The sequence below is a fragment of the Proteus sp. GOKU genome (genome assembly GCF_015475555.1).
Lineage (GTDB): Bacteria > Pseudomonadota > Gammaproteobacteria > Enterobacterales > Enterobacteriaceae > Proteus > Proteus mirabilis_B.
In genome coordinates this window covers 1,341,675-1,367,611 of record NZ_CP034105.1, presented here as the reverse complement: position 1 = coordinate 1,367,611, position 25,937 = coordinate 1,341,675, and the positions used below count along the sequence as shown (strand labels likewise).

Below are 25,937 nucleotides of genomic sequence, written 5' to 3'. Positions count from 1 at the left end.
AGGTAAATTCGAGCGATAGGTCTAATTTAACAGCATAAATAGGATCTGCCGTGATCGGTTTAACCAATGAAGGATTGCGTTATATTTTTGTTAAATAGTCATTTCTTTATTAAAAACCTTTTTATAATCCCCCTTATAATAAACAAAAAAGTGGCATAATTTCTTACACCACTCTTTTACACATTAATTTAAAAATAGATTAATTATGGAACAGGAACAGCTTCACCTTTAAAGTTATCCAAAATAAACTTTTTGGTTTCCGGTGCTTTTAACTGTGTCATTAATTTAGCAATGCGTGGATCATTTTTATCTTCCTCTCTTATGACAATCACATTGGCAAACTTACTGTTAGCAGCAGGCTCTGTATAAATAACTTCTTTGGTTAAATCGAGCCCTGCATTAATGGCAAAGTGTCCATCAATAGAAGCGACATCCGCTTCTCCATTTTTATAAATTTGTGGCAATAATGGGCCATCATAGGTAAATAAAAACTTAATGTTACGAGGATTCTCAACAATATCATCAATTGTAGAATCGTCGGGATCGATACCATCTCGTAATTTGATTATGCCTTCATCTTGGAACAGCTTTAATATATGTCCATGTTGAGCCAAATTATTACTGCTTATCATTTTTGCACCATTCGGTAAATCTTGTAAGCTTTTATATTTCTGTGAGAAAAAACGATATGGGTGCATATGTACTGCGCCTGCTGACACTAATTTCCAATCAGGGTGATCAGCAAGTGTTTTATTTAAATAAGGAACATGTTGAAAGAAGTTTGCATCCAATTCTTTTTCCGCTAATGCTTGATTAGGAATGATATAGTCATTAAAAATTCGAATATCTAACTCTAATCCTTCTTTTGCTAATTGTGGTTTAATAAATTCCAGAATTTCCGCGTGAGGTGTACTTGATGCACCGATAATTAATTTATTTTCTGATTTTTCATCTGATGGTTTACAAGCAGAGAGCGCTAGGCTAATAAGTAGCAGTGATCCCAGTTTTTTAAATACTGTTAATTTCATTGTTATAACCTTATTTTAAATTTGATTTTTAATTGAAGTATTTTTTAATTAGCGTTTATCTATATTTCTTACAACACTATCTCCCAATAACTGAATACATAACACAATAAATAAAATCACTAATGTTGCAATCCAAACTACATCAAGATGGCTGCGCTGAAACCCTTCTAAATAAGCCAAATTACCTAATCCACCCGCACCTATTGCGCCGGCAACAGCTGTTCCACCCACTAAAGAAATCAATGTTACCGTTAAACCAGAAACAAGAGCTGGCGAAGATTCAGGTAATAGCACCTTAAATATTAGTGTTGGTAAATTAGCGCCCATTGAGAGGCTTGCTTCTATTACACCTTTATCAACTTCACGTAATGCTAATTCAACCAACCTAGCATAAAAAGCAGCAGCTGAAATCACTAATGCAGGTAGTGCTGCATTAACACCTAATATGGTTCCCACAATTAATTTAGTAAAAGGAAACAATAATATAATTAAAATAATAAAAGGAATTGCCCTAAAAATGTTTACAATAAATGAGAGTGTTCTATATATAGAAACCTGCTCTTTATACCCGTCTTTTGCCGTTAAAAATAATGCAACACCAATTAAGATCCCTAATAAGCAAGATAGCGCACCAGAAACAAGTGTCATATATAATGTATTTAATGTCTCCTCACCTAATACATTGAGTTTTAAATGAGGTAAATAGCTATTAATCCAATTTTGTATTTCATCCATATCACACGACCGCTATATCAAATTTATTATTCTCAAGATATTGGATGATTTCATCCGATTTATTATTTAACTGTAAATAAATGAACCCATTCTCTTGTGAAAAACTACCTTTTATTAAATTAACAGGTTCATTAAATTTAGAAATTAAATCATAAAGTAAATAGTCATATTTTTTACCCTCTTGCAGTAACAGTTTTATTATTGTGCTTTGCTGCTTTATATTATCAATATCATCACTGTTATCTGCTACATGGATTGATTGTGATAAAAACTGTTGTGTCACTTTATGTTTTGGCTGGTTAAAGATTTTTACTACTTCACCTTGTTCAATTATTTTTCCTTGCTCAATAACGGCTACTTTATTGCATATCGCTTTTACAACTTGCATTTCATGTGTGATCAACACAATCGTAATATTCATCTTTTTATTAATTTCAGCGAGCAGAGCTAAAATTGTTTGTGTTGTTTTTGGATCTAATGCAGATGTTGCTTCATCACATAATAAAACATCAGGGTTATTTGCCAGCGCTCTAGCAATACCAACACGTTGCTTTTGTCCACCACTTAATGTTGATGGATATTCATCTGCTTTATCAGCAAGCCCAACTAACTCCATTAATTCGCTCGCACGTTGAAAACGTTGTTTTTTATCTAACCCTGAAATTTCGAGCGGGAATTCAATATTCTCTCTAACAGTGCGTGACCACAGCAAATTGAAATGTTGAAAGATCATACCAATTGAGTGACGGATTTTACGGATCTCACGTTCACTACTGGTGGTAATATTGTATTTACCAACAATCACTTCCCCTTTTGTTACAGGCTCTAAGCGATTCAATAAACGAATTAAGCTACTTTTTCCAGCACCGCTATAACCAATGATGCCAAAGATATCTCCCTGCTCAATATTCAAATTAATATCATCAACAGCAACAGTTTGCTTTTTCCCTCGCTGGTAAATTTTGCTGACATTTTTTAGTGTTATCATTTTAATCAACTCACTTATTAAATGGAAATCTAGACGGCTAAACATCTAGAAATCCAAATTAATGTTAATGAGAGGAATTGTCAAGCAGGGAATGAAAATGCGATAAACAAAAATGGTATACCTTAGAATTAAATTATTTCTATTGCTTCTATTATTGAATTTTTACTTTGAAAATAATTTATTTTATAAATTTAATCGCCAATATAAGATAAATTAATGGTGATATATATTTATTGCAGATCATAAAAAACCCCCTGCCTAAGCAGAGGGTTAAATTATTAATACTCAATTAATTAGAGAATAATTAACCGATATATTCTAAACCGTTCATGTATGGACGTAACACTTCTGGAATTTCAATACGGCCATCAGCCATTTGATAGTTTTCCATAATTGCAACTAAAGTACGACCTACTGCTAAGCCAGAGCCATTTAAGGTATGAACAAGTTGGATTTTCTTGTCGCCTTTAGAACGGAAACGAGCTTGCATACGACGTGATTGGAAATCCCAACAGTTAGAGCATGAAGAAATTTCACGGTAAGTATTTTGAGCCGGAACCCATACTTCTAAGTCATAGGTTTTACGAGCGCCAAAACCGATATCACCAGTGCAAAGCACAACTTTACGATATGGTAGATTCAGTAATTGCAGCACTTTCTCAGCGTGACCTGTTAGCTCTTCTAATGCTTCCATTGATTTTTCAGGATGAACGATTTGAACCAGTTCAACTTTATCAAATTGGTGCATACGAATAAGACCACGAGTATCACGACCATAAGAACCCGCTTCTGAACGGAAGCAAGGCGTATGCGCAGTCATTCGCAATGGTAGATCGTCTTCTTCAAGAATGACGTCTCTTACCATATTTGTCACAGGTACTTCCGCTGTTGGAATAAGCGCGTATTGGCTTTCTGCTTCTTCTTCTAACGGTTTAGTGTGGAATAAGTCTTCACTAAATTTAGGTAACTGACCTGTACCGTACAGAGTTGCATGGTTAACCAAGTAAGGAACATACATTTCTTGGTAGCCGTGCTCTTCTGTATGCAGATTCAGCATAAATTGTGCGATAGCACGATGTAAACGTGCAATTTGACCTTTCATCACAACAAAACGTGAACCGGTGATTTTCACCGCAGAAGCAAAATCTAAACCATCTGTTAGTTCACCTAAAGTCACATGATCTTTTAATTCAAAATCATAAGTCTTTGGAGTGCCCCAACGAGAAACTTCCACGTTTTCGCTGTCATCTTTGCCATTTGGAACAGCATCATCTGGCATGTTTGGAATAGTTAAAACGTAATCACGAATTTCCGCTTGAAGCACTTCAAGTTCGGCTTTTGCAGCTTCAAGTTTTTCACCTAACAGGTTAACTTCTTGACGAAGTGGCTCAATATCTTCACCACGCGCTTTTGCCGCACCAATGGACTTCGATCGAGAATTACGTTCTGCTTGCAGGGATTCAGTTTCAACCTGTAACACCTTACGGCGTTCTTCTTGTTGACGGATTTTTTCCACATCGAGGGTGAACCCCCTGCGAGCCAGTTTTTCGGCGACCGCGTCTAGCTCATTACGCAGTAGATTTGGATCGAGCATGCTTATCCTGTGCTTATTGATAGATTAATAAAAACCTTCTCTCCTATCTTATAAAAAAGATATCTGAGACAAGGCATAGTTAAGAAATTAATGATAATTTAATAACCTTACCGCATCTTTACATTTTGCGATAGCGTTTTGTAACACTATTTTGATCTTGTTGAGAAAGCCAGTCTAATTTCTCTGCAACCTTGATCTCTAACCCTCTTTTTACTGGGTAATAGTACTGCGTATTTGCCATTTCTTTAGGGAAATAGACCTCTCCAGCCGCGTAAGCATTAGGCTCATCATGAGCATAACGATATTCAGCACCCAGTCCCATTTCTTTCATTAATTTTGTTGGTGCATTACGCAAATGCTCAGGTACATCATAATCAGGCTTGCTTTTGGCATCAGCAATGGCTGCTTTAAATGCAGTATAAACAGCATTACTTTTTGGTGCGCAAGCCAGATACACAATTGCTTGAGCAATAGCGCGCTCACCTTCTGCGGGACCAACACGAGTAAAGCAATCCCACGCAGCAATTGCCACTTGCATGGCGCGAGGATCGGCATTCCCCACATCTTCTGACGCAATCGCCAATAAACGACGAGCCACATAAAGCGGATCACCGCCTGCAGTTATGATCCGTGCATACCAATAAAGAGCGGCATCAGGTGCAGATCCCCTTACTGACTTATGTAATGCAGAGATAAGATCGTAAAAGCGATCACCTTTATTATCAAAACGAGCACTACGCTCACCACTGATTTCTGTCAGTAATGCCGGCGTTAATACTCGTTTTCCTTGATTATCAACCTCGGCAATATCCGCCATCATTTCAAGCAAATTTAGTGAACGACGGGCATCACCATTAACCAGTTGTGCAATCATTTTGCGTGTATCATCTGGCAGGATAATATTGCGTCCGCCTAAACCTCGTTCTGGATCGTCTAGCGCTTGTTGTAGCACTTGCTCAATATCAGCTTCGGTTAATGAACGTAATAGATAAACTCTTGCTCTGGATAGCAACGCGGAATTTAATTCAAAAGAGGGATTTTCTGTTGTTGCACCAATAAAAGTGATCGTACCGTCTTCAATATGAGGCAAAAATGCATCTTGTTGACTCTTATTAAAGCGGTGAACTTCATCAACAAACAGGATCGTTCTACGCCCTGCATTGCGATTTTGGCGCGCAATTTCAATAGATTCTCTGATTTCTTTAATACCCGATGTCACCGCAGATAAGCGTTCTATATCGGCTTGCGCATAGCGACCAATGATCTCGGCAAGGGTGGTTTTACCCGTGCCAGGAGGTCCCCATAAGATCATGGAATGCAATTGTCCCGCTTTAATTGCTCGAGGTAATGGCTTACCTTCAGCAAGTAAATGCGTTTGTCCGATATATTGTTCCAACGTTTCAGGCCGCATTCTTGCGGCTAAAGGTTGGAACTCATTGCGTGAAAAATCGAGTGATAAATTACTCAAAACATCCTCACTGACGTTGGTCATCCACAGTCACACCCGCAGGAGGTGTAAAACGAAACGCGGAAGCATCGATTGGCGCAGCAGTCTGTGCAGTCAATTGATAATTGCTTACTTGACCGTCTTGTTCTGTGGCCGCAAATTGCTGAATTTGTCCGTTAGGTAATACAGTTATCGTGAAATGTTTTAAGTTATTTTCTACTTTAGGGGTTAACTCAAAACGGTCACCTGACTGTTTTACGTCATAATTTTGCCACTCTTTGCTGTCATTACGAGCGATCAGCATAAAAGGCGTATTGGTTGTAGAACGCTCAAGCCAAGTCGCAGTGACTTGCTCGACAAAAGGATTGTAAAACCACAATGTTTTGCCATCAGAGATAAGTGTACTCTCATCCGGTGCTGTCATTTGCCAATTAAACAAATCAGGGCGTTGTACTTTTAAACTTCCTTCCCCTTTTTGGATAAGTGAGCCTTCATTGCTGGTCACGGTTTGACTAAAGTTCGCTTGAAAACTATTTACTTTATTTAATCGTTGTTGCAAATCCTGACGTGCATCAGCCCAAGCGGCTTGGCTACTTATTAATGTCATCGCACACACTGCAAATAATACTTTTTTCATTCTACAAGCCTCGGCATGAGATAACGCCGACATAATGTCGGCGTGTAAATTATTGATGATGTTATGCAGATTATCATGCTATCTCATTAGCTGATAACTGTGTTTTCAAGATATTACATATCTGAAGGTGGTGGTGAAAGTACATCACGTGTATTGTTGTGGTTTGGCGCACTCACAATACCTTGCATTTCCATCTGTTCCACAATTCTTGCCGCGCGGTTATAACCAATTCTAAATTGGCGTTGTACACCAGAAATAGAAACACGTTGTTTTTCAACCACAAATTCTACGGCTTGGTCAAATAACGGATCAAGCTCTTCACCATCATCATATCCACCGCCACTATTACCTTCACCTTCTTCGCCACATTTTGTGATGGCTTCAATATATTGAGGACGACCTCGAGCTTTCCAGTCAGTTGCCACGGCATGGACTTCATCATCACTAACAAAAGCACCGTGAACACGTTCAGGCACAAAACCATTCGGTGCATAAAGCATATCACCCATACCTAGTAATGACTCTGCACCACCTTGGTCTAAAATAGTTCGAGAGTCGATTTTACTCGATACAGTAAATGCGATACGGCTCGGAATATTGGCTTTAATTAAGCCTGTAATAATATCAACAGAAGGCCTTTGCGTAGCTAGAACAAGGTGAATACCTGCGGCTCGCGCTTTTTGTGCTAAGCGAGCAATCAGCTCTTCAACTTTTTTACCCGCCGTCATCATCAAATCAGCAAATTCATCAACGACAACAACAATATAAGGTTCTTTTCCTAACGTTGGCATTTCTGTTGCCATACTGTCGCTTGGTTTCCAGAATGGATCAGGAATAGGACGCGCCATTGCTTCAGCTTCTTTAATTTTTTCGTTATAACCTGCAAGATTACGTACACCTAATGCTGACATTAGTTTATAACGACGTTCCATTTCAGCCACACTCCAACGCAGAGCACTTGCGGCATCTTTCATATCAGTAACAACTTCGGTTAGAAGATGTGGAATACCTTCATAAACTGAAAGCTCAAGCATTTTAGGGTCAATCATAATAAAGCGAACATCTTCTGGTTTCGCTTTATAGAGAATACTGATGATCATCGCATTCACACCAACAGATTTACCTGAGCCTGTTGTACCAGCAACAAGTAAGTGAGGCATTTTAGCCAGATTGGCAACAACTGGCTGACCGCCAATATCTTTACCTAAAACAACGGTTAATGGAGAACGGCTATCTCTAAATGCATCGCTATCCAACAATTCACGCATATATACGGTTTGACGTTTTTTGTTAGGTAATTCGAGTCCTACATAAGGTTTCCCCGGAATAACTTCAACAATACGTACCGCAATAGCAGACAATGAACGCGCTAAGTCGCGGGATAAATTTGAAATACGAGCGGCTTTTACACCCGGAGCAAGTTCAAGTTCAAAACGAGTGATAACAGGCCCCGGTGAAATACCAACAACCTTGGCTTTAACACGATAATCATTAAGACGCGCTTCAATAAGTTTACCAATACGCTCAAGCTCAAACATATCAACAGGCTCATCTTCTACTGGCGGCGTTGTTAATAAATCCAGAGAAGGCATTGGTGTTGTTGGCTTTTGCAACGGCCTATCATTACGCATCAACAATGGGTGAATTAAAGATTGCTGTTGCTGTTGCTGTTGCTGTTGCTGTTGCTGTTGCTGTTGCTGTTGCTGTTGCTGTTGCTGTTGCTGTTGCTGTTGCTGTTGCTGTTGCTGTTGCTGTGCAAAATGCTGCGCCATATTAGGCTGTGGCTCAATACGTGATTGAGGTGCAGCTTGTGGTGTAACAGGTTCAGAAACAATTGGTGTAAATACTGGCTCTATCGGATCTTCATCCAATAGATCATCAATTGGTGAGAACGCCTCTAATGCGGTCAGCTCTCTTTCTAGCTCAATTTTAGGGCTGTACTCTTCCTCTTCTTCATCTCGAGGTGAAATTTGTAAAAATGCATTGCTGGCTGGGTATTCAACTTTTTTCTCAATAGTTTGTGTAGGTTGCGCTGATTGTGAGGCAAACGAATGTTGAATATGAGGCTGATAACCCGTTGTTGCTTGTAATGAAGGTGCTGGTGTTGACAGTTGAGGTAAAACCTCATCTTCATCATCATCTAACGAAACATCATCACCATAACGATCCTGTAATTGTTGTTTAAATTGTGCTGCCAACTGTTGCTGATATTGCTCATCTTCATCAATTTCGTTGTTATTCTCTTCTGTGGAAGAGAATGTATTCGCGGTAACTGTTGGCTCATCACGATAATCATCTTGTTGATGACTAAATGAAGATATTGGTGATGTGATACTTGGCTGATGAGGCTCAATAATATCTTCAGGATCGGTACTATCGTTCTCACCATAACGTTCACGTTGCTGTTCGAGAAATTGCTGGCGCAACTCTTGTTCAAAATTCGCTTGTTCTTGAATATCAGCTAGCTCATCTTCAGGTTCAGATTGAACAGCTTCTTCACGACGACGTAATTCAGCTTCGCGTTGTGAAGGAATATGAATACCATAAAGCTCACGACGTGTTGGTAATCGCACTGGATTTGGGCGTGGTAATTCAGGGCCTAATCCTTGTTTAACTTGAGAGCCATGACTAACAAGAGCACTCGTTGCCACGCCTGCTGCCACCGTCGCTGCTTGCGTTAAAGAATCTGTATCAGGTACTAGCGAGAATGTAGGTTCCGCTCTGCCAGCAGGCATAAAACTATCTGTTGATGTTGATAAGGACGATGGCTGTGCCATAGGTTCATTTTCAACATATGGCATTATAGAAGGTGTACTCTCTTCTGGTATTGAGGGATCAGTAGAATGTTGAGAAGCATTGGCTTCTGATTGAGCTTCTTTTTTCAAGAATGCTTCTGGAATATCAAAACGATAATGTTCTGGTTCTTCTGTATGAGTTGGTTGCGAAACTGGTGCTGATACAAGAGGAGCTGTTTGCGTCAATGTTTGTGCATGTTCATCTGCTATATCATTTGTTGCAGAGAAAGATGGCAAATCATCTTCTTGTTCTGCTTTAGATTGCAACGTGTCTATCTCTTGCTGACGAGCAAGTTCAAGCGCTGAAGGTGCAGAAAATAGAATATCATCGCTCTCTTCTGTTGCTAATTCAGATTGCTGATTTTCTTTTTGATTTGAATTTTCAGCGATTTCTGTAGCAACATCTTGAGTGTCATCTTCCTCTTCTTCATCTTCGTAATCAGCTTCATTTTGGCCTCTGTTGGTAATAAAACCAACACCTCCCAAAATAACGGCACCAATTTTTTCTGTGATTGTTAACCAAGACCAACCAGTAAACAGAGTAAAGCCAATTGCCCAAACAGATAACAGGGCAAGAGTAGCACCTAAAACATTAAACCACGGCAATAGAGCTTTGCTAAACAAGCTTCCAATTACACCACCAGAGCTGAAATTATAGATATCATCAAAATTAAGATCAGCTAATGCACAAGAGGTAAAGATCAGAGCCAAGGCACCAATCGTGCGAAGTGCAAGGGAAAAGAAGTCGGTATATTCACGGTTTTGTTGGTAGCGTAGAGAATTCCAGCACCCAAAAACCACGACGACAGGAATTGCATAGGCAAGTAAACCAAATGCAGAAAATAGAATATCAGCTAACCATGCTCCGATACTGCCGCCTAAATTCTGGATAGGCTCATTCCAAGTGGTTTGTGACCAGCTAGGATCAGAGGGATGAAAGCTAAGTAATGAAACCATTAAAAAGACAGCGCCAATGCCGATAAGGATGAGAATAGCCTCCCAAATACGGCGACGGTTGCTTATCTTTGTTAAACGAATATTTTTATCTTCTGTATATTCCTGGCTCAAAGAGGGCTCTCCAGGTTTAACTTAGGGTGAATTAAAACGGAACAACGCTGAGATATCCCAGCGTTGAAACTGTATGCATAAACAGGAGTGTACCTAACTTTTTCCTGCTTTGCACCAACCTATTAAGTTGGCTTAGCGAGTTTTAATTACAAGGCGGTTGCTTTGTTTAACTTCTTCCATAACCACGTATGTACGTGTGTCATTAACACCTGGAAGACGTAACAGTGTTTCACCTAGTAATTTACGGTAAGCGGACATATCAGGTACACGAGTTTTCAACAGATAGTCAAAATCACCAGAAACTAAATGACATTCTTGGATTTCTTCAAGTTTCTGAACAGCCATATTGAATTGTTCAAAAACATCTGGTGCACCACGGTTTAGTGTGATTTCCACAAATACTAATAATGATGCATCTAAGTAATGTGGGTTTAACAGTGCTGTATAACCAGAAATAAATCCTTGGCGCTCTAAACGACGTACACGCTCTAAACAAGGCGTTGGTGATAAACCTACACGTTTAGATAGCTCAACGTTTGAAATACGACCATCTTTTTGAAGCTCATTTAGAATATTCCGGTCTATTCTATCAAGATCTTTACCCGGACGTTTTTTATTATCAATCATCTCTATACTCTCTTTCTCTTTTTCTCTTACTTTATTTTCCTATACCCATACCTGTACACCATCAGCATCACTGTCGAAACTTCGGTATCAAACGGTCAGAGCAAACTACCAATCTATTTTCTTTTAATGCCAGATAAAAGTTCTATTTTATCCAAATACTCATTAGCAAATATCGTAAAGTAACTATCCTATACCCTGTCTGTCTAAAAAATATTACGTATAACATCCGAGGATAATTATCTTTAACAATCATGTTTTCGCAAATGTACAGCGGATTGTCAAAGCAAATGAGTAAAAATCAGAACAAGGCGCTATGTTATTCTCTATATACGCAAGATAAACATCAATTGTAAAGCAAAATGTTTCAGGTTAATTCGATGATGTTAGCCCAATATAACTCTATAATTATTAAACTATATTAGTATTAACTATTGCTAAAATAGCTAAAATATTATGTCTATTTCTCGTCATTGGCTTTTTTTAACGTCTTATTTCTCCTACAATCCCTCAATTCGCATCACGCCTAATCAGAAATGAGGTATACATGAGCACCATCAAACATAGCAAACTTATTATTTTAGGTTCAGGCCCTGCGGGTTATACCGCCGCCGTTTATGCTGCAAGAGCAAACTTAGAACCAGTACTGATTACGGGTGTTGAAAAAGGCGGTCAGCTGACAACAACAACAGAAGTCGAAAACTGGCCCGGAGACCCTGAGGGGCTAACAGGTCCTGGCTTAATGGACCGCATGTTTCAGCACGCTGAAAAATTTAATACAGAGATTATCTCTGACCATATTAATAAAGTCGATCTGAAAAACCGCCCATTCCGCCTATTTGGTGATGAACAAGAATATACTTGTGACGCATTAATTATCGCAACAGGTGCTTCTGCACGCTATATCGGTTTACCTTCAGAAGAATCTTTTAAAGGCCGAGGCGTTTCTGCTTGTGCAACCTGTGACGGATTTTTCTATCGTAACCAAAAAGTCGCTGTTGTCGGTGGCGGAAATACCGCGGTAGAAGAAGCTCTTTATTTAGCTAATATTGCATCTGAAGTTCATCTGATCCACCGTCGTGATTCTTTCCGTTCTGAAAAGATCTTAATTAACCGTTTAATGGATAAAGTAAACAGTGGCAATATTATTTTGCATACTGATCGTACCTTAGACGAAGTTCTTGGCGACGATATGGGTGTAACGAAAGTTCGCTTAAAAGACACTAAGAGTGATAAAACCGAAGAATTAGATGTTATGGGCGTCTTTATTGCGATTGGACATAGCCCTAATACCGCTATTTTTGATGGTCAATTAGAATTAGACAACGGTTACATCAAAGTACAATCAGGTACTCAAGGTAATGCAACACAAACCTCTATCGAGGGTGTTTTTGCAGCTGGTGACGTAATAGATCACATTTATCGTCAAGCAATTACCTCCGCTGGCACAGGTTGTATGGCTGCTTTAGATGCAGAACGTTACTTAGACGCACTAAAATCCAACTAAAATCATCACTTCCTTTCAAGGCGCTATTTCAGTAGCGCCTTTTACCATGTAACATACAGTCTGGTTGCCAAAGCGTATAACTACTTACCCTTGGCCTTTCTGATACTTTGTATCTCACCTGCAGATTTGAATCTTTTCTTATGGATAAAACTAAACAAAGTGAATTGGTTCGATGGCTGAAACAGCAAAGTGCTCCAGCCCGTAGATGGCTACGGCTATCAATGATCCTAGGTGTTGTAAGCGGTTTATTAATTATTGCGCAAGCATGGTTATTAGCTGTTTTACTTCAAGCATTTATCATGGACAGTCTAAGTCGTGATACGCATATACCTACCTTTCTCACCCTTATTGGTATTTTTATCTTACGCGCTGTGGTGATGGCAATACGAGAGCGTGTAGGTTATCGCTGTGGTATGGCGGTCAGGCAACAAATTCGTAAAATTGTTCTTGATAGACTTGAAGAGCTAGGCCCTGTTTGGGTTAAAGGCAAACCCGCAGGAAGTTGGGCAACAATTATTCTAGAACAAATAGAAGATATGCAAGATTACTATGCGCGTTATATTCCGCAAATGTATCTTTCCACTATTGTGCCTATTCTTATCCTTATCACCATCTTCCCTGTTAACTGGGCTGCTGGCTTGATCCTATTCTTCACGGCTCCACTGATCCCGCTATTTATGGCATTAGTTGGATTAGGTGCAGCAGATGCTAACCGTAGAAACTTCCTCGCATTAGGTCGTTTAAGTGGTAACTTCCTCGATAGATTAAGAGGATTAGATACATTACGGTTATTTAACCGTGGTAATGCAGAAGTTAAACAGATTACTGAAGCAACAGAAGATTTCCGTAAACGAACAATGGAAGTGCTAAGAATGGCCTTCCTTTCATCAGGTGTATTGGAATTCTTTACCGCTGTTTCCATCGCAGTTGTGGCGGTTTACTTTGGTTTTTCTTACTTAGGCGAACTTAATTTTGGTAGTTATGGTTTAGGCGTCACTCTTTTCTCAGGCTTTTTAGCGTTGATCTTAGCCCCTGAATTTTTCCAACCGTTGCGTGATTTAGGAACTTACTATCATGCAAAAGCACAAGCGATTGGTGCGGCTGAGTCTCTGGTTGAATTTTTAGAAGCTGAAGGTGAAAAACCGCAATTCACAGGCAATGAGCGTATCAACACAGCAGACAGTATTGAGATAACAGCTCATGAGCTAGAAATTCTATCTCATCAAGGTGTCAAACTAGCAGGACCATTAAACTTTACCATTAACCCCAATCAGCGTATTGCGATTGTGGGTCAAAGTGGTGCAGGCAAAAGCTCGTTATTAAATGCGTTACTCGGTTTTTTACCTTATCGTGGCTCATTAAAAGTTAATGGTATTGAATTAACACAGCTCTCGCCTGAAGCTTGGCGTCAATGTTTAAGCTGGGTTGGCCAAAATCCTAATTTACCAGAACAAACCTTGCTGGATAATATTCGCTTAAGCAATCCTAATGCCAGCGATGAACAAATCAATCTTGCCATTGAAAAAGCCTATGTCAGCGATTTTATTAATGAATTACCTGACGGCTTAAATACAATTATTGGCGATAGTGCCGCACGCCTTTCTGTTGGTCAGGCTCAACGTGTTGCTGTTGCTCGAGCTTTATTATCACCTTGTCAATTTTTGTTATTAGATGAACCCGCAGCAAGCCTTGATTCTCATAGCGAACAACGTGTGATGCATGCGCTTAATAACGCCTCATTAAATCAAACGACCTTGCTTATTACTCATCTACTTGAAGAGACTTTAGGTTATGACCAAATTTGGGTGATGGAAAAAGGTCAAATTATTGAAACAGGCACTTATGCATCGTTAAGCCAACAGAATGGCACTTTTGCTCGCCTTCTTGCTCATCGTAAAGAGGAACTTTAATCATGAGAGTATTGCTTCCTTTTCTTGCGCTCTATCGCCGTCACTGGTTTATGTTATTGCTGGGGATTATTCTTGCTATTCTGACTTTACTGGCGAGTATTGGTCTTTTAACACTATCAGGCTGGTTTTTAGCGGGTACATCTCTTGCTGGTTTTGCCGGTATTTATAGCTTTAACTATATGCTACCTGCGGCTGGTGTTCGAGGTGCGGCAATTTTTCGTACTGCGGGTCGTTATTTTGAAAGGCTTGTCAGCCATGACGCTACGTTTCGCGTGTTGTCGCACTTACGTGTATTCACCTTTAAAAAGATCCTCCCTCTTTCACCGGGCGGAATTGCACGTTTTCGTCAAGGTGAGTTGCTTAATCGCTTAGTTGCTGATGTTGAAACGCTAGATCATCTCTATATTCGCGTTATCTCTCCTATCATTGCCGCTTTTGTTGTCATTATGGCAATTATATTTGGCCTTGGTTTAATTGATGCGCGTTTAGCCAATACGCTAGGTGGCATTATGCTTACCTTGCTGATTGTTTTACCTTTCGTATTCTATTATGCGGGTAAACCTATTGGTCGTGATCTTACTGATTTACGAGGTCAATATCGCACCGTGTTAACTAGCATGTTACAAGGACAAGCTGAGCTAACTGTTTTTGGCGCATTACCTCGCTTTAGACAAAATTTAGCGCAACTTGAAGCTAAATGGCTACACAGACAAGCACAACAGGCAAATTTAACTGGTTTATCGCAATCATTGATGATCCTTGCATCAGGGCTAACAGCAACATTAATTTTGTGGTTAGCCGCTGGCGGTATCGACAATAGCTTTATGCCTGAAGCGTTAATTGCCTTATTTACATTTTGTGCATTGGCAGCCTTTGAGGCTTTAGCCCCTGTTACTGTCGCTTTCCAGCATTTAGGACAAGTAATGACATCAGCAACACGTATTACTCATTTAATTGAGCAAAAACCTGATGTCACTTTTCCTGAAAAAGGGGGCGAAACAAACAATAGTGCCACGCTTACAATGCACAATATTTGCTTTACTTATCCAACCCAACCAATGCAAGTCATCAATCACGTAGATTTAACGATTGAAGCAGGACAACACATTGCCTTACTAGGAAAAACGGGTTGTGGTAAATCGACATTATTGCAGTTGATTAATCGCGCTTTTGATCCGACTCACGGCACTATCCGCTTAAATAATTTACCTATTGCTGATTATGATGAAGCAACATTACGTTCAATGATGTCCGTTGTTCCTCAACGTGTTCATGTCTTTAGCCACACATTAAGAGAAAATCTATTGATGGCAAAAGAACAGGCAACAGATGAAGAATTAAAACATGTTCTTCAGCAGGTTGGTCTTGGGCAACTACTTGAAAATGATGAAGGCTTAAATGCATGGATGGGCGATGGTGGTAGACAGCTCTCTGGTGGCGAGCAGCGACGTTTAGGACTTGCAAGAGCCCTACTCCACAATGCACCTCTTGTATTGCTTGATGAGCCAACAGAAGGCCTTGACGCCGATACAGAACAGCAGATCCTTGCACTCTTGCATCAGCATTGCCAAGGTAAAGCTGTATTAATGATAACTCACAGACTTCACGGTTTAGATAAAATGGATAAAATCTGCGTTATGGATGGCGGAAAAATCGTTGAAACAGGCACTCATGCTTCGTTGTTACAACAACAGGGGCATTATGCTAAATTTCATCAAAGACAGGCTCTATTAACACCAACTCACGAGGCATAATATGCCGTTGTTTCAATTAGATGATTGTGATTTGGATTTTCCTGAGCCTCATTTAGCTTTAAAAGAGCCCAACGGCTTATTAGCGATAGGGGGAGAAATCTCCCTTTCGCGATTACGTGTTGCGTATCAATCGGGTATTTTTCCTTGGTACTTCCCTAATGAAGAACCACTATGGTGGTCACCCGATCCAAGAGCCGTTTTACCCGCTGGTGATTTGCATATTGGGCGTAGTTTACGTAAATTTATTCGCCACCAGCCTTATAAAATCACACTCAATCATGCCTTTGCTTCAGTAATTGAGGCGTGTTCTGTACGTGAAGAAGGAACATGGATAGGTCCTGATATAAAAGCAGGTTATGAAGCTCTCCATCAACAAGGTGAAGCTCATTCTGTTGAGGTTTGGGAAGGCGATGAACTCGTAGGTGGTTTATACGGAGTCAATATCGGTGCAGTTTTTTGTGGTGAATCGATGTTTAGTCGCAGAGATAACGCTTCTAAATGTGCCTTTATTGCTTTTTATAACCATTTTCTTCGTTATGGGGGTCAACTATTTGATTGTCAGGTGCTAAACTCTCATACTGCCTCGTTAGGTGCCTCTGAGATCTCACGTGAACATTATTTAGTTGCGTTATCTCGTTGGAAAAAAGTGATTATTGATAAAAAGTGTTGGTATCAGCAATCGTTGGAATTATAATCACTGCTTGTTTTTGTAAAGCCCTTCTTATTTAAGACAGAATTAAGAATGATATTCTGTTATTTATGCAAAAAGGTTTATACAAAAATTTTATCTTACACACCCATTATGTGGTTGGGGTGCTGTTTTTTTATTGCTACAAATACCACAAAATAAAGAATTACGACTTCTGTTATTACTTTTACTTTAGCAAAGTAAAACGCAAGTTGCGGTAAGGATGTTAAGTGCAATAGCAAGGTGAACACCATTGCTATCCAATAACATTCCTTTACATAGGACAATATTTTCGGCATTATCTTGCCGTTTAAAAAATATGGTTATTAAAACTTAGAGGATTAGATGGCCAAAGAAGACAACATTGAAATGCAAGGCACTGTACTGGATACTCTGCCAAACACGATGTTCCGCGTAGAATTAGAAAACGGACACGTCGTTACCGCTCATATCTCAGGAAAAATGCGTAAAAACTATATTCGTATCCTGACAGGCGACAAGGTTACCGTTGAGCTGACCCCATATGACCTGAGCAAAGGCCGTATCATCTTCCGTAGCCGTTGATCCCAATCTGTTCTCTCCCGTTATTGTCATATAACGGGTGAAAAAAAACACCACAGGCAAGGCATTTATTGATGCTCACCTGTGGTGTATGCTTTTATAGCTCGGTGAATATAGCTTTGTGAAATTAACCGCTATCCTTAGATAACGGTATCTTCATTCTTCGCCAATTTTTCTTGGCTCACAAACTCATAATTCAATTTGCCTGCCAGTTTATCTAGTGTCACAGAAACCGAGCCACCATTAACAAGAGAACCAAATAAAATCTCGTTAGCTAATGGTTTTTTCAAGTTTTCTTGAATGACACGCGCCATTGGTCTTGCACCCATCGCTTTGTCATAGCCTTTATCACACAACCATTGGCGTGCTTCTTGGCTAACTTCAAGCGATACCCCTTTATCATCTAACTGCACTTGTAGTTCGACAATAAATTTATCCACGACCATAGAGATAATTTCTGGCGATAATGCATTAAACCAAATAATGCTATCTAAACGGTTACGGAATTCAGGTGAGAAGGCTTTTTTGATTTCAACCATCGCATCAGTGCTGTTATCTTGCTCTGTAAACCCAATTGATTTACGTTGCGTTTCACGCACACCTGCATTGGTTGTCATCACTAAAATAACATTACGGAAATCGGCTTTACGACCGTTGTTATCCGTTAATGTACCGTTATCCATTACCTGTAACAGAATATTGAACACATCTGGATGTGCTTTCTCAATTTCATCAAGTAACACAACGGAATATGGATTTTTAATGACAGCGTCTGTTAATAATCCACCTTGATCAAAACCAACATAACCCGGAGGAGCACCAATTAGACGGCTGACCGTATGTCTTTCCATATATTCAGACATATCAAAGCGTAGCAACTTCACATTCAACGCTTTCGCTAGCTGTACAGTGACTTCTGTTTTACCTACCCCAGTAGGACCCGCAAATAAGAATGAACCCACCGGTTTATTATCTTGGCTTAATCCTGCACGACTCATCTTTATCGATTCAGACAAGGCGTGGATCGCTTGATCCTGACCGAATACCAACATTTTTAATTGGTTATCGAGGTTTTTCAGCATTGATTTATCGCTGCTAGAAACTGTTTTTTCAGGAATACGTGCAATTTTAGCCACAACAGATTCAATATCTGAGACATTAATGGTTTTTTTACGTTTGCTTGGTGCAACTAAACGTGTTTTTGCACCCGCTTCGTCAATAACATCAATAGCTTTATCAGGTAGATGCCTATCTGTGATGTACTTAACTGATAAGTCCACCGCTGCCTGAATGGCTTTATTGGTATAACGTACATCGTGGTGCGCTTCATATTTTTGGCGCAATCCTTTGATGATCAAGACTGTTTCATCTGGGGATGGTTCAGTTACATCAATTTTTTGGAAGCGACGCGCAAGTGCTCTGTCCTTTTCAAAGATATTGCTAAATTCTTGATAGGTCGTAGAGCCTATAACGCGAATTCGACCACCAGATAACAATGGCTTAATTAAGTTTGCCGCATCAACTTGTCCACCCGATGCAGCTCCCGCACCAATAATGGTGTGGATCTCATCAATAAATAAGATGCTTTTTTCATCTTTTTCTAGGGTTTTCAGTAATGCTTTAAAACGTTTTTCGAAATCGCCACGGTATTTAGTTCCCGCTAAGAGCGAACCAATATCAAGTGAGTAAATGGTATAGCCTTTCATCACATCAGGCACATCATCTTGCTCAATACGCCATGCAAGCCCTTCTGCAATAGCTGTTTTACCGACACCAGATTCACCCACTAATAATGGGTTATTTTTGCGGCGACGGCATAACACTTGGATTGTTCTTTCTAATTCAGCTTGACGCCCAATGAGGGGATCAATTTTACCTTGGCGCGCTAACTGATTAAGGTTAGTGGTAAAATTATCCATATGATCGTCGCCTTGCGGCATCTCTTGTTGAGATTGCGCATTCATATCATTCATATCAGAAAGATCTTCGTTTTGTTGATCTTCTTTCGAAATGCCATGAGAAATAAAGTTAACGACATCAAGGCGACTAACGTCGTGTTTACGTAATAAGTAAGCTGCGTGAGACTCTTGTTCACTAAAAATAGCCACCAGCACATTAGCGCCAGAGACTTCATTTTTGCCTGATGATTGAACATGAAAAACAGCGCGCTGTAATACACGCTGAAAACTCAGCGTTGGCTGTGTTTCTCTGTCTACATTTTCAGGCAGAATTGGGGTTGTTTTACGAATAAAGACTTCAAGTTCTTCGCGTAAGACTGCCAGATCGACTTTACAAGCTTCCAATGCTTCGCGTGCCGATTTATTACTTAATAGCGCCAACAACAGGTGCTCTACAGTCATAAATTCGTGTCTGTTATCACGGGCTTTCGCGAATGCAACATTAAGACTCAGCTCTAATTCGTGATTAAGCATAAGCACCTCCTCCTTAAAAGACTAACCGGATCATGCCTGTTCAAGTGTACACAAAAGTGGGTATTCGTTTTCTCTCGCATACAGATTAACTTGAGCCACTTTGGTTTCGGCAATATCCGCACTATAAACCCCACAAACTCCTTTTCCTTTATGATGAACGTCCAACATAATTTGCGTTGCTTTTTCCTCGCTAAGGAAAAAATACATCGTAAGCACTTCTACAACAAAATCCATGGGGGTGTAATCATCATTATTCAAGATCACCTTATACATTGCTGGTGGCTCATTTTTCTGATGAACATCTTCCCTTAACGTGGTTTCTGTTAAAAAATCAAACTGACCCATTGTTTTGCATTACTCATAGTTTTGTTAAACGTCACTTTCAATTATGACATTTAGTTTACCATCTCACAGGAAAGTCTGCCTATCAACGCTTTTTTATTCCTTCTTTTTACATTCAAAAAATTACAAAGCGTTAGCTACATCAAAATTTCACCTACTCGAAACACTTTCTATCCCCTTCACCTCTTGACGATTGAAACAATAAAATAGAGTATGTTTTATGAACAGCTCAGTAAATATACTGAAAGTGATGTTAAACAAATAAATACAAGTATATGAGAGAAGCTAAGTATGGAGACAGGTACAGTAAAGTGGTTCAACAATGCTAAGGGTTTTGGTTTCATTACCCCTGCAAAAGGTGGCGATGATATTTTTGCCCACTATTCAACAATCAGAATGGAAGGTTACCGCACACTTAAAGCGGGGCAGAAAGTTAATTATAGCACGATAAAAGGGCCTAAAGGTGATCATGCTGACCTTATCATTCCTATCATTGAATAGAAGATAATTTACAGTATAGATAAACCCGATAAAAATACCTTTTACTCACAACAGTTGGGTATTTTTAGTTAAACAGAATGCCTAATTCATTCAAATAAAAGCCCTTTATATTTCAAGGGCTTTTATCTTATAGTTTGGATTATTCTCTCGCTAGAGCATCTATTGGGTTCATTTTTGCTGCACTTCTTGCAGGTAAGAATCCAAAAATAACCCCAATGGCAGTCGAACAAATAAAAGCACTCACTAATGCGATAGGCTGGAATACAAAATGCCAATCAGGCAACATAATACTTGCCACCATAGCGATACCAAATGAAAGACCAATTCCCAGTAATCCGCCGACTAAACAAACCAAGACAGATTCTATAAGGAATTGCTGCATCACATCACTCGCTCTGGCACCTACCGCCATTCTAATACCAATTTCTCTCGTTCTTTCTGTTACTGAAACCAGCATAATATTCATTACACCAATCCCACCTACTACTAATGAAATAACGGCCACTAAAGTGAGAAACAGTTGCATGGTTTGAGTGGTACTTTCGGCTGCCTTAATAAAGCTATCAAGGTTATAAGTAAAAATATCTTTTTTACCATGCCTAATCGTTAATAAACGGATAATTTGTTGTTCTGCAACACTGGCGTCATAACCTTCAGCAGCTCTTACTGTAATACTATCAAGATAGCTTCGATTTAAAATGCGGCTATTTAGTGTACTGTAAGGCACCCATACTTTGAGGGATTGCCCATTACCAAAAGCCGATTTTTTCTCAGCAATGACGCCAACAATCGTAGAGGGAATATTGCGAATAATGATTTGTTCACCAATAACCTCTTTTTTAGTAGGAAAGAACCGCTGACGCGTATTTTCATCAATAACAACAACTTGAGCTTGGCGTTGGATCATATCAGATGTAAACGAGCGACCTTGCGAAAACTTCATGGCATACACTGTGAAATAATCGTCACTAACTCCCGCAACAGATGCTGGTGAATCTTGGTTTCCACGACGTAATCGAGTACTAAATTGAACTTGTGGTGTAACAGCTTGTACATATGACTGCTGCTTTAAAGCGAAGACATCCTGCAGCGTCAACGCTTGTCTATCTTCTGGTGAATCGCTCCCAAAATCTTTCCCGGGATAGATATCAATAGTATTAGAGCCAATCGCTTTTATATCCGCCAACACCATACTTTTAGCTGCATCACCAATCACAATAATCGTAACGACAGAGGCAATACCAATAATAATGCCAAGCATCGTTAGCAAAGTGCGTACTTTGTTCACCACCATTGCACGCCAAGCCATATCTAATGCTTGTGTAAAACGCCCAAATATTTGCCCCAAATAAGAAGACGCTAAAACGGTTGTTGTCTCTTTTTTAACTTTATTTGCCGTTGTTTGATGGCAATTATCATTAATAATTTTACCGTCTTTTATCTCTATAATTCGTTCAGCCTGTGCCGCAATTAAAGGATCATGGGTTACGATAATCACCGTATGCCCTTGCTCATTGAGTTGCTTAAGAATAGACATAACTTCTTTGCCAGAATGGCTATCCAATGCACCTGTTGGCTCATCAGCAAGAATGACTTCACCGCCATTCATTAATGCTCTAGCAATACTTACACGCTGTTGCTGACCACCAGAGAGCTGATTAGGACGATAATCAACACGATCACCTAATCCTAAGCGTGCTAATAATTCGCGTGCCCTCTCTTTTCTTTGGGTAGCATTTTTATCTGCATAAATCGCAGGAATTTCAACATTCTGCTCTGCAGTTAAATGCGACATTAAATGGTAGCGCTGGAAGATAAAACCAAAATGCTCACGGCGTAATGCAGCAAGTTGGTCGCTTTCCATTTTCGCAACACTTTGACCGGCAACTTTATATTCACCACTACTTGGTTTATCTAAGCAGCCTAAAATATTCATTAAAGTCGATTTACCGGAGCCTGAAGCCCCTATAATCGCCACCATTTCGCCAGCATTAATTGTTAATGAGACTTTATTGAGAACAACAGTTTCTTCTTCACCATTGGTATATAAACGGCTAACCTCATTGAGCTCTAATAATGCAGGCATCATGCGTCTCCTGAAGTTTCACCCAGAATAACCTCATCGTTTTCTTTTAATCCGCTGAGCACTTCTGCATAAACATCAGTACGCATACCTATTTTTACTGTGCGTTTTTCTGGCTGACCATTAACTAATACATCAACATAATATTCATTAATTCCTGCATCATCGCCTAATACAGAAAGCGGAACGAGAAGCACATCTTTCTTATTTTCGATAAGAATTTTAACTTGTGCTGTCATTTGTAAACGTAGTAAATGCTGTTCATTAGGTACTTCAAAACGGGCATAGTAAAAAATAGCGTCATTAATTTTTTCGGGGGTAGGTAGGATATCTTTCAACTTACCGCTGAACGCTTTATCTGGCGCACCTAAAACCGTAAAAGAGGCACTAAGCTCAGGCTTTAAATAAATAACATCAGCTTCTGATACTTCTGCTTTTACCAGCATCGTATCTAAATCTGCTAACGTTAAAATAGTCGGTGCTTCTTGCGCGGCAATTACCGTTTGGCCTTCAAGGGTTTTAATAAAAGTGACAACGCCATCCATAGGTGCGGTTATCCGCGTATATTGCAGGTTAGTTCTCGCCGTATCTAGCGTAGCTTGGTTCTTTTTAATTTGTGCTTGATAAGTGATGATGCGTGCTTTTTTTACTTCAACATCAGTTTTAGTACGATCAAGTTCATCTTGTGCAATCGCATGAGTACCAATAAGCTTTAATTGGCGTTGATAAGTTAATTGAGCTAAGCGCAATTCCGCCTGTGCTTGTTGAAGGTTTGCTCTAAGCTCATTGTTGGTTTCCTGCGATTCAGTGACTTCGTTTTGCGCTTTCTTAGGATCAATAATGGCGAGTAAATCCCCCTTTTTAACCACATCGCCCTCTTTCACAAACAAAGTTTGTAACTGACCACTGACCTGCGCACCCACATCAACTTTACGCACAGCATCAAGCTTACCCGTTGCAGTGACTTCTTTTGACAGATCACCTCTTGTGATCTGCTGAGTTTGATATATTGGTGCTTTCTCTTTTGGCAAAAAAAAGTACGTAGCAATTGCTACAATAATTAAAATAAGGGTGAGAACTTTCCCTCGCTTTTTTAAAGATAAAAAAGCCATAAAATTTCCTTCTTAAACATAAAGATGCAATAAATCATACAAAGCATTAGCTATGAGGTTCTATTCTCATAGCTAAATAAAATAAGTGTAGGTCTCGTAGATTTATCTTGCTTATACAAGTGTTGCGAATTAATTCGCTTTACCTCTTGCAAGCCATGCCACACGAGAAAACATACTTTTCAGTATGGAAGGGATAGAGTCTACTCCTCGTTGAGCCGCATTGTTAGCCACCGTTAGTGCTAGATCAGGCTTGGATGAACGTTGAATAGCTTTAATGATCACGCGTCGAGTTGGCCATTTTTCATTATCTGGCACACCTGCAACATCATGATATACATTGCGAAAGCCTTCTTTATATAAAAAATGTTCCATATCTAAGGCTGGAAGCTTTGTTAATCTATCACGCTCTGCATCATTACTTTTTGATGCAAAATCCTTAACGGTAGCGGCATATTTCTTACCCGCTTCATCACCATCCACTAAGGTATGCCATTCTATGCCCATATAGGTTGCGTACTTTAATAATGGCTTAAGTCCACATTGAGCAAACTCAATGACTTTTATTCCTTCAGCTTCAAAGAAATAATTACATTGCCTTGCCAACTCGTTCATTAGCCAAATTTCCGTTTCACCTTCAACCAATAACCAGCAACGAGCAAAAAGTGCAGAGGGTCGGTTATAACGAATATGAAAAGAGATACGTCGCTCTTCATCAGAATGCAGTTGCTGATCCCCAACGCGGTAAGCAGCAACTTTATCGGTATCACGCACTAAACGGCAAACACTCTCTAATGGAGCAAGTGACAGTAACTCTCCCGAGTTTGTGGTTGTGATCCGTTGTAATGAGAAAAGATTAAGTAATCCCCAAGCCACCGAAAGCATAATAGGATGCAAACGTGTTTCTGGGTTTTCAACAATCACGATAGGTCTTGCATAAGGATCAAGCGCGACACTACCACGAGACTGCAAGATAGAAGAAAACATTCCCAAGATAATTAATCGAATACTTCTCTGATTAGGTTTTGCCAACACTTTATTAATATTTTCTAAGGCATGCCAGCCACGTACATGAGGCTCATTGACTTTTCGATGACGAGAGCGAGATTTAAACAGCAACGAACCGTGATCGGCAAAATAGTGCCCTAGCAGTTGTTGCATTGCATCAAGACCTTCACGTAAATCATCATCTGACAACTCGTCAGGATTTTTAACTAACGCTTTGGTTAACTCACTCATTTTATTATTAAACGCTTCTCGATGAGGATTATTATGAGAATCGATAACGTCAGAGGCAAGATCACGAACAAAACGCGCATCTTGTAAGCGAAGAACCGGATAAAGCCTAACAATCTCTGCAATAATTTCTTGAGTTTGTCCATTAGGTAAGCGAATTTGCTTTCCTTCTTTATCAAGAAAATAGCGGAATGTTTTTACATTTTTCTGCTCATCTAATTCAGCGCTAATTCGGTAATAAATATGTTTAAGATCATCACCATTTTCAACCCACACAGGCGCTATTTTATGGAAACGGTAAGATCGATGACGTCCGGGACGAGATTCGGTAAACGTTAAAATAATTTGTAGGCTTTTTTTGCCATTTTCTTCCGGCTCATTCGGCAAACGATGGAAATCATCAGGTGTAAATGCATATTGGTAGGTTTCAATACCCAAACTGAGTGTTAACGCATCAAGTAATGAGCTTTTACCCCACGCATTTTCACCTACTAAGACTGTATTCATATCAAGAGGTAATGAGAGACGATTAAGTCCACGGAATCCAACTATTTCCACTCTTTCTAAATACATAAATTCCCTCGTTAGTTACGACTAAGCTATGGTTTTATTTTATTCTTCCTATCTTCATTTTATGCTTAATCAGCTAATAATTTCACTTAATGGATATTTTCATTAAATCATAGTTCAAGATAGCCGTAATAAAATTTACTCAACTATTCGATATATACCCATTTTGTTCGCTTTTCAATCAATTAAAGCCTCTTACACCTAAACGTGGTAGGCTCGTTACCTTTAATAAATATTTTAGACTTATCTTAATTTCTGTATCCACAACATCATAAGTAAATGTTATAATCCGATTCACGTTATTAGTTTATTTTATAATTTGAGCACA

General features: G+C 39.4%; 18 protein-coding genes and 2 pseudogenes. 6 read left to right on the top strand and 14 right to left on the bottom strand.

All coding sequences use genetic code 11. The annotated features are described in order from the left end of the window. Positions 1-203 precede the first annotated feature (203 nt). The 9 genes and pseudogenes from EHE21_RS06245 to lrp all read right to left on the bottom strand — a co-directional run bounded on the left by EHE21_RS06245 (position 204) and on the right by lrp (position 10,919). Entirely contained in the window at positions 204-1,028 is an 825-nt protein-coding gene (locus tag EHE21_RS06245; protein WP_194952143.1) for a MetQ/NlpA family ABC transporter substrate-binding protein, read from the bottom strand. A gap of 48 nt (positions 1,029-1,076) precedes the next feature. After that, positions 1,077-1,763 (bottom strand): methionine ABC transporter permease, encoded by a 687-nt coding sequence (locus tag EHE21_RS06240; RefSeq protein WP_194952142.1) that lies wholly within the window; start codon positions 1,761-1,763, stop codon positions 1,077-1,079. A 1-nt stretch (position 1,764) separates the two neighbouring features. Continuing rightward, positions 1,765-2,796 (bottom strand): methionine ABC transporter ATP-binding protein, encoded by a 1,032-nt coding sequence (locus tag EHE21_RS06235; protein WP_228766738.1) that lies wholly within the window; start codon positions 2,794-2,796, stop codon positions 1,765-1,767. A gap of 259 nt (positions 2,797-3,055) precedes the next feature. After that, the gene (gene serS, locus EHE21_RS06230) at positions 3,056-4,345 is read right to left on the bottom strand and encodes a serine--tRNA ligase (protein ID WP_098943743.1); all 1,290 of its coding nucleotides are present in this window, start codon (positions 4,343-4,345) and stop codon (positions 3,056-3,058) included. 118 nt (positions 4,346-4,463) lie between these two features. Next, complete coding sequence (locus tag EHE21_RS06225) at positions 4,464-5,813, bottom strand: replication-associated recombination protein A (RefSeq protein WP_088493305.1); 1,350 nt, start codon at positions 5,811-5,813, stop codon at positions 4,464-4,466. A gap of 7 nt (positions 5,814-5,820) precedes the next feature. After that, positions 5,821-6,429, bottom strand: coding sequence for an outer membrane lipoprotein chaperone LolA (lolA, locus tag EHE21_RS06220; RefSeq protein WP_088493306.1), 609 nt, complete (start codon positions 6,427-6,429; stop codon positions 5,821-5,823). Between the two features lie 113 nt (positions 6,430-6,542). Next, positions 6,543-9,113 (bottom strand): annotated as a pseudogene (locus EHE21_RS06215) (DNA translocase FtsK); the annotation flags it as partial. A gap of 666 nt (positions 9,114-9,779) precedes the next feature. After that, positions 9,780-10,181: pseudogene (locus EHE21_RS19030) on the bottom strand (DNA translocase FtsK 4TM domain-containing protein); the annotation flags it as partial. Between the two features lie 243 nt (positions 10,182-10,424). Beyond that, positions 10,425-10,919: a leucine-responsive transcriptional regulator Lrp gene (lrp, locus tag EHE21_RS06210; RefSeq protein ID WP_004244566.1), complete on the bottom strand. Its 495-nt coding sequence runs from the start codon at positions 10,917-10,919 to the stop codon at positions 10,425-10,427. Between the two features lie 544 nt (positions 10,920-11,463). On the opposite strand from lrp, the gene trxB reads away from it, so the two are divergent. From trxB to infA, 5 genes are all read left to right on the top strand, one after another. Beyond that, a complete protein-coding gene (gene trxB / locus EHE21_RS06205) occupies positions 11,464-12,423 on the top strand; it encodes a thioredoxin-disulfide reductase (protein ID WP_194952140.1) in 960 nt (319 codons plus the stop codon). A 140-nt stretch (positions 12,424-12,563) separates the two neighbouring features. Then, positions 12,564-14,333, top strand: coding sequence for a heme ABC transporter permease/ATP-binding protein CydD (cydD, locus tag EHE21_RS06200; RefSeq protein WP_194952139.1), 1,770 nt, complete (start codon positions 12,564-12,566; stop codon positions 14,331-14,333). A 2-nt stretch (positions 14,334-14,335) separates the two neighbouring features. Then, a complete protein-coding gene (gene cydC, locus EHE21_RS06195; RefSeq protein WP_194952138.1) occupies positions 14,336-16,087 on the top strand; it encodes a heme ABC transporter ATP-binding protein/permease CydC in 1,752 nt (583 codons plus the stop codon). Position 16,088: 1 nt separating this feature from the next. Beyond that, positions 16,089-16,781, top strand: a complete 693-nt coding sequence (gene aat, locus EHE21_RS06190; RefSeq protein WP_088493311.1) for a leucyl/phenylalanyl-tRNA--protein transferase — start codon at positions 16,089-16,091, stop codon at positions 16,779-16,781. Positions 16,782-17,120: 339 nt separating this feature from the next. Beyond that, positions 17,121-17,339 carry a translation initiation factor IF-1 gene (infA, locus tag EHE21_RS06185; RefSeq protein ID WP_004244560.1) on the top strand — a complete coding sequence of 73 codons (219 nt, stop codon included), beginning with the start codon at positions 17,121-17,123 and terminating at the stop codon, positions 17,337-17,339. 137 nt (positions 17,340-17,476) lie between these two features. On the opposite strand, the gene clpA is transcribed toward infA, so the two are convergent. Together clpA and clpS are read right to left on the bottom strand one after the other, a co-directional pair. Next, positions 17,477-19,768 (bottom strand): ATP-dependent Clp protease ATP-binding subunit ClpA, encoded by a 2,292-nt coding sequence (clpA, locus tag EHE21_RS06180; RefSeq protein ID WP_194952137.1) that lies wholly within the window; start codon positions 19,766-19,768, stop codon positions 17,477-17,479. A gap of 30 nt (positions 19,769-19,798) precedes the next feature. Then, positions 19,799-20,113, bottom strand: coding sequence for an ATP-dependent Clp protease adapter ClpS (gene clpS / locus EHE21_RS06175; protein ID WP_075672467.1), 315 nt, complete (start codon positions 20,111-20,113; stop codon positions 19,799-19,801). Positions 20,114-20,401: 288 nt separating this feature from the next. Here clpS and cspD point away from each other — a divergent pair, with 288 nt between their 5' ends. Then, entirely contained in the window at positions 20,402-20,611 is a 210-nt protein-coding gene (gene cspD / locus EHE21_RS06170; protein ID WP_023581298.1) for a cold shock domain-containing protein CspD, read from the top strand. Positions 20,612-20,750: 139 nt separating this feature from the next. Here the strand turns inward: cspD and macB are convergent, their stop codons facing one another. From macB to EHE21_RS06155, 3 genes are all read right to left on the bottom strand, one after another. Beyond that, the gene (macB, locus tag EHE21_RS06165) at positions 20,751-22,697 is read right to left on the bottom strand and encodes a macrolide ABC transporter ATP-binding protein/permease MacB (RefSeq protein WP_194952588.1); all 1,947 of its coding nucleotides are present in this window, start codon (positions 22,695-22,697) and stop codon (positions 20,751-20,753) included. Further along, positions 22,697-23,806 (bottom strand): macrolide transporter subunit MacA, encoded by a 1,110-nt coding sequence (gene macA, locus EHE21_RS06160; protein ID WP_194952136.1) that lies wholly within the window; start codon positions 23,804-23,806, stop codon positions 22,697-22,699. The genes macB and macA overlap by 1 nt, the downstream gene beginning before the upstream one ends. 129 nt (positions 23,807-23,935) lie before the next feature. After that, complete coding sequence (locus EHE21_RS06155; RefSeq protein ID WP_088493313.1) at positions 23,936-25,612, bottom strand: ATP-dependent nuclease; 1,677 nt, start codon at positions 25,610-25,612, stop codon at positions 23,936-23,938. Between the last annotated feature and the right edge of the window lie 325 nt (positions 25,613-25,937).

What these genes read in the sequence shown, in the direction of transcription:
- EHE21_RS06235 (WP_228766738.1), bottom strand. Translation starts at nt 2,796, where the DNA reads ATGTTTAGCCGTCTAGATTTCCATTTAATAAGTGAGTTGATTAAAATG.
- infA (WP_004244560.1), top strand. Translation starts at nt 17,121, where the DNA reads ATGGCCAAAGAAGACAACATTGAAATGCAAGGCACTGTACTGGATACT.
- trxB (WP_194952140.1), top strand. Translation starts at nt 11,464, where the DNA reads ATGAGCACCATCAAACATAGCAAACTTATTATTTTAGGTTCAGGCCCT.
- clpA (WP_194952137.1), bottom strand. Translation starts at nt 19,768, where the DNA reads ATGCTTAATCACGAATTAGAGCTGAGTCTTAATGTTGCATTCGCGAAA.
- EHE21_RS06245 (WP_194952143.1), bottom strand. Translation starts at nt 1,028, where the DNA reads ATGAAATTAACAGTATTTAAAAAACTGGGATCACTGCTACTTATTAGC.
- EHE21_RS06155 (WP_088493313.1), bottom strand. Translation starts at nt 25,612, where the DNA reads ATGTATTTAGAAAGAGTGGAAATAGTTGGATTCCGTGGACTTAATCGT.
- lrp (WP_004244566.1), bottom strand. Translation starts at nt 10,919, where the DNA reads ATGATTGATAATAAAAAACGTCCGGGTAAAGATCTTGATAGAATAGAC.
- aat (WP_088493311.1), top strand. Translation starts at nt 16,089, where the DNA reads ATGCCGTTGTTTCAATTAGATGATTGTGATTTGGATTTTCCTGAGCCT.
- cydC (WP_194952138.1), top strand. Translation starts at nt 14,336, where the DNA reads ATGAGAGTATTGCTTCCTTTTCTTGCGCTCTATCGCCGTCACTGGTTT.
- clpS (WP_075672467.1), bottom strand. Translation starts at nt 20,113, where the DNA reads ATGGGTCAGTTTGATTTTTTAACAGAAACCACGTTAAGGGAAGATGTT.
- cydD (WP_194952139.1), top strand. Translation starts at nt 12,564, where the DNA reads ATGGATAAAACTAAACAAAGTGAATTGGTTCGATGGCTGAAACAGCAA.
- serS (WP_098943743.1), bottom strand. Translation starts at nt 4,345, where the DNA reads ATGCTCGATCCAAATCTACTGCGTAATGAGCTAGACGCGGTCGCCGAA.
- macA (WP_194952136.1), bottom strand. Translation starts at nt 23,806, where the DNA reads ATGGCTTTTTTATCTTTAAAAAAGCGAGGGAAAGTTCTCACCCTTATT.
- macB (WP_194952588.1), bottom strand. Translation starts at nt 22,697, where the DNA reads ATGCCTGCATTATTAGAGCTCAATGAGGTTAGCCGTTTATATACCAAT.
- lolA (WP_088493306.1), bottom strand. Translation starts at nt 6,429, where the DNA reads ATGAAAAAAGTATTATTTGCAGTGTGTGCGATGACATTAATAAGTAGC.
- cspD (WP_023581298.1), top strand. Translation starts at nt 20,402, where the DNA reads ATGGAGACAGGTACAGTAAAGTGGTTCAACAATGCTAAGGGTTTTGGT.
- EHE21_RS06240 (WP_194952142.1), bottom strand. Translation starts at nt 1,763, where the DNA reads ATGGATGAAATACAAAATTGGATTAATAGCTATTTACCTCATTTAAAA.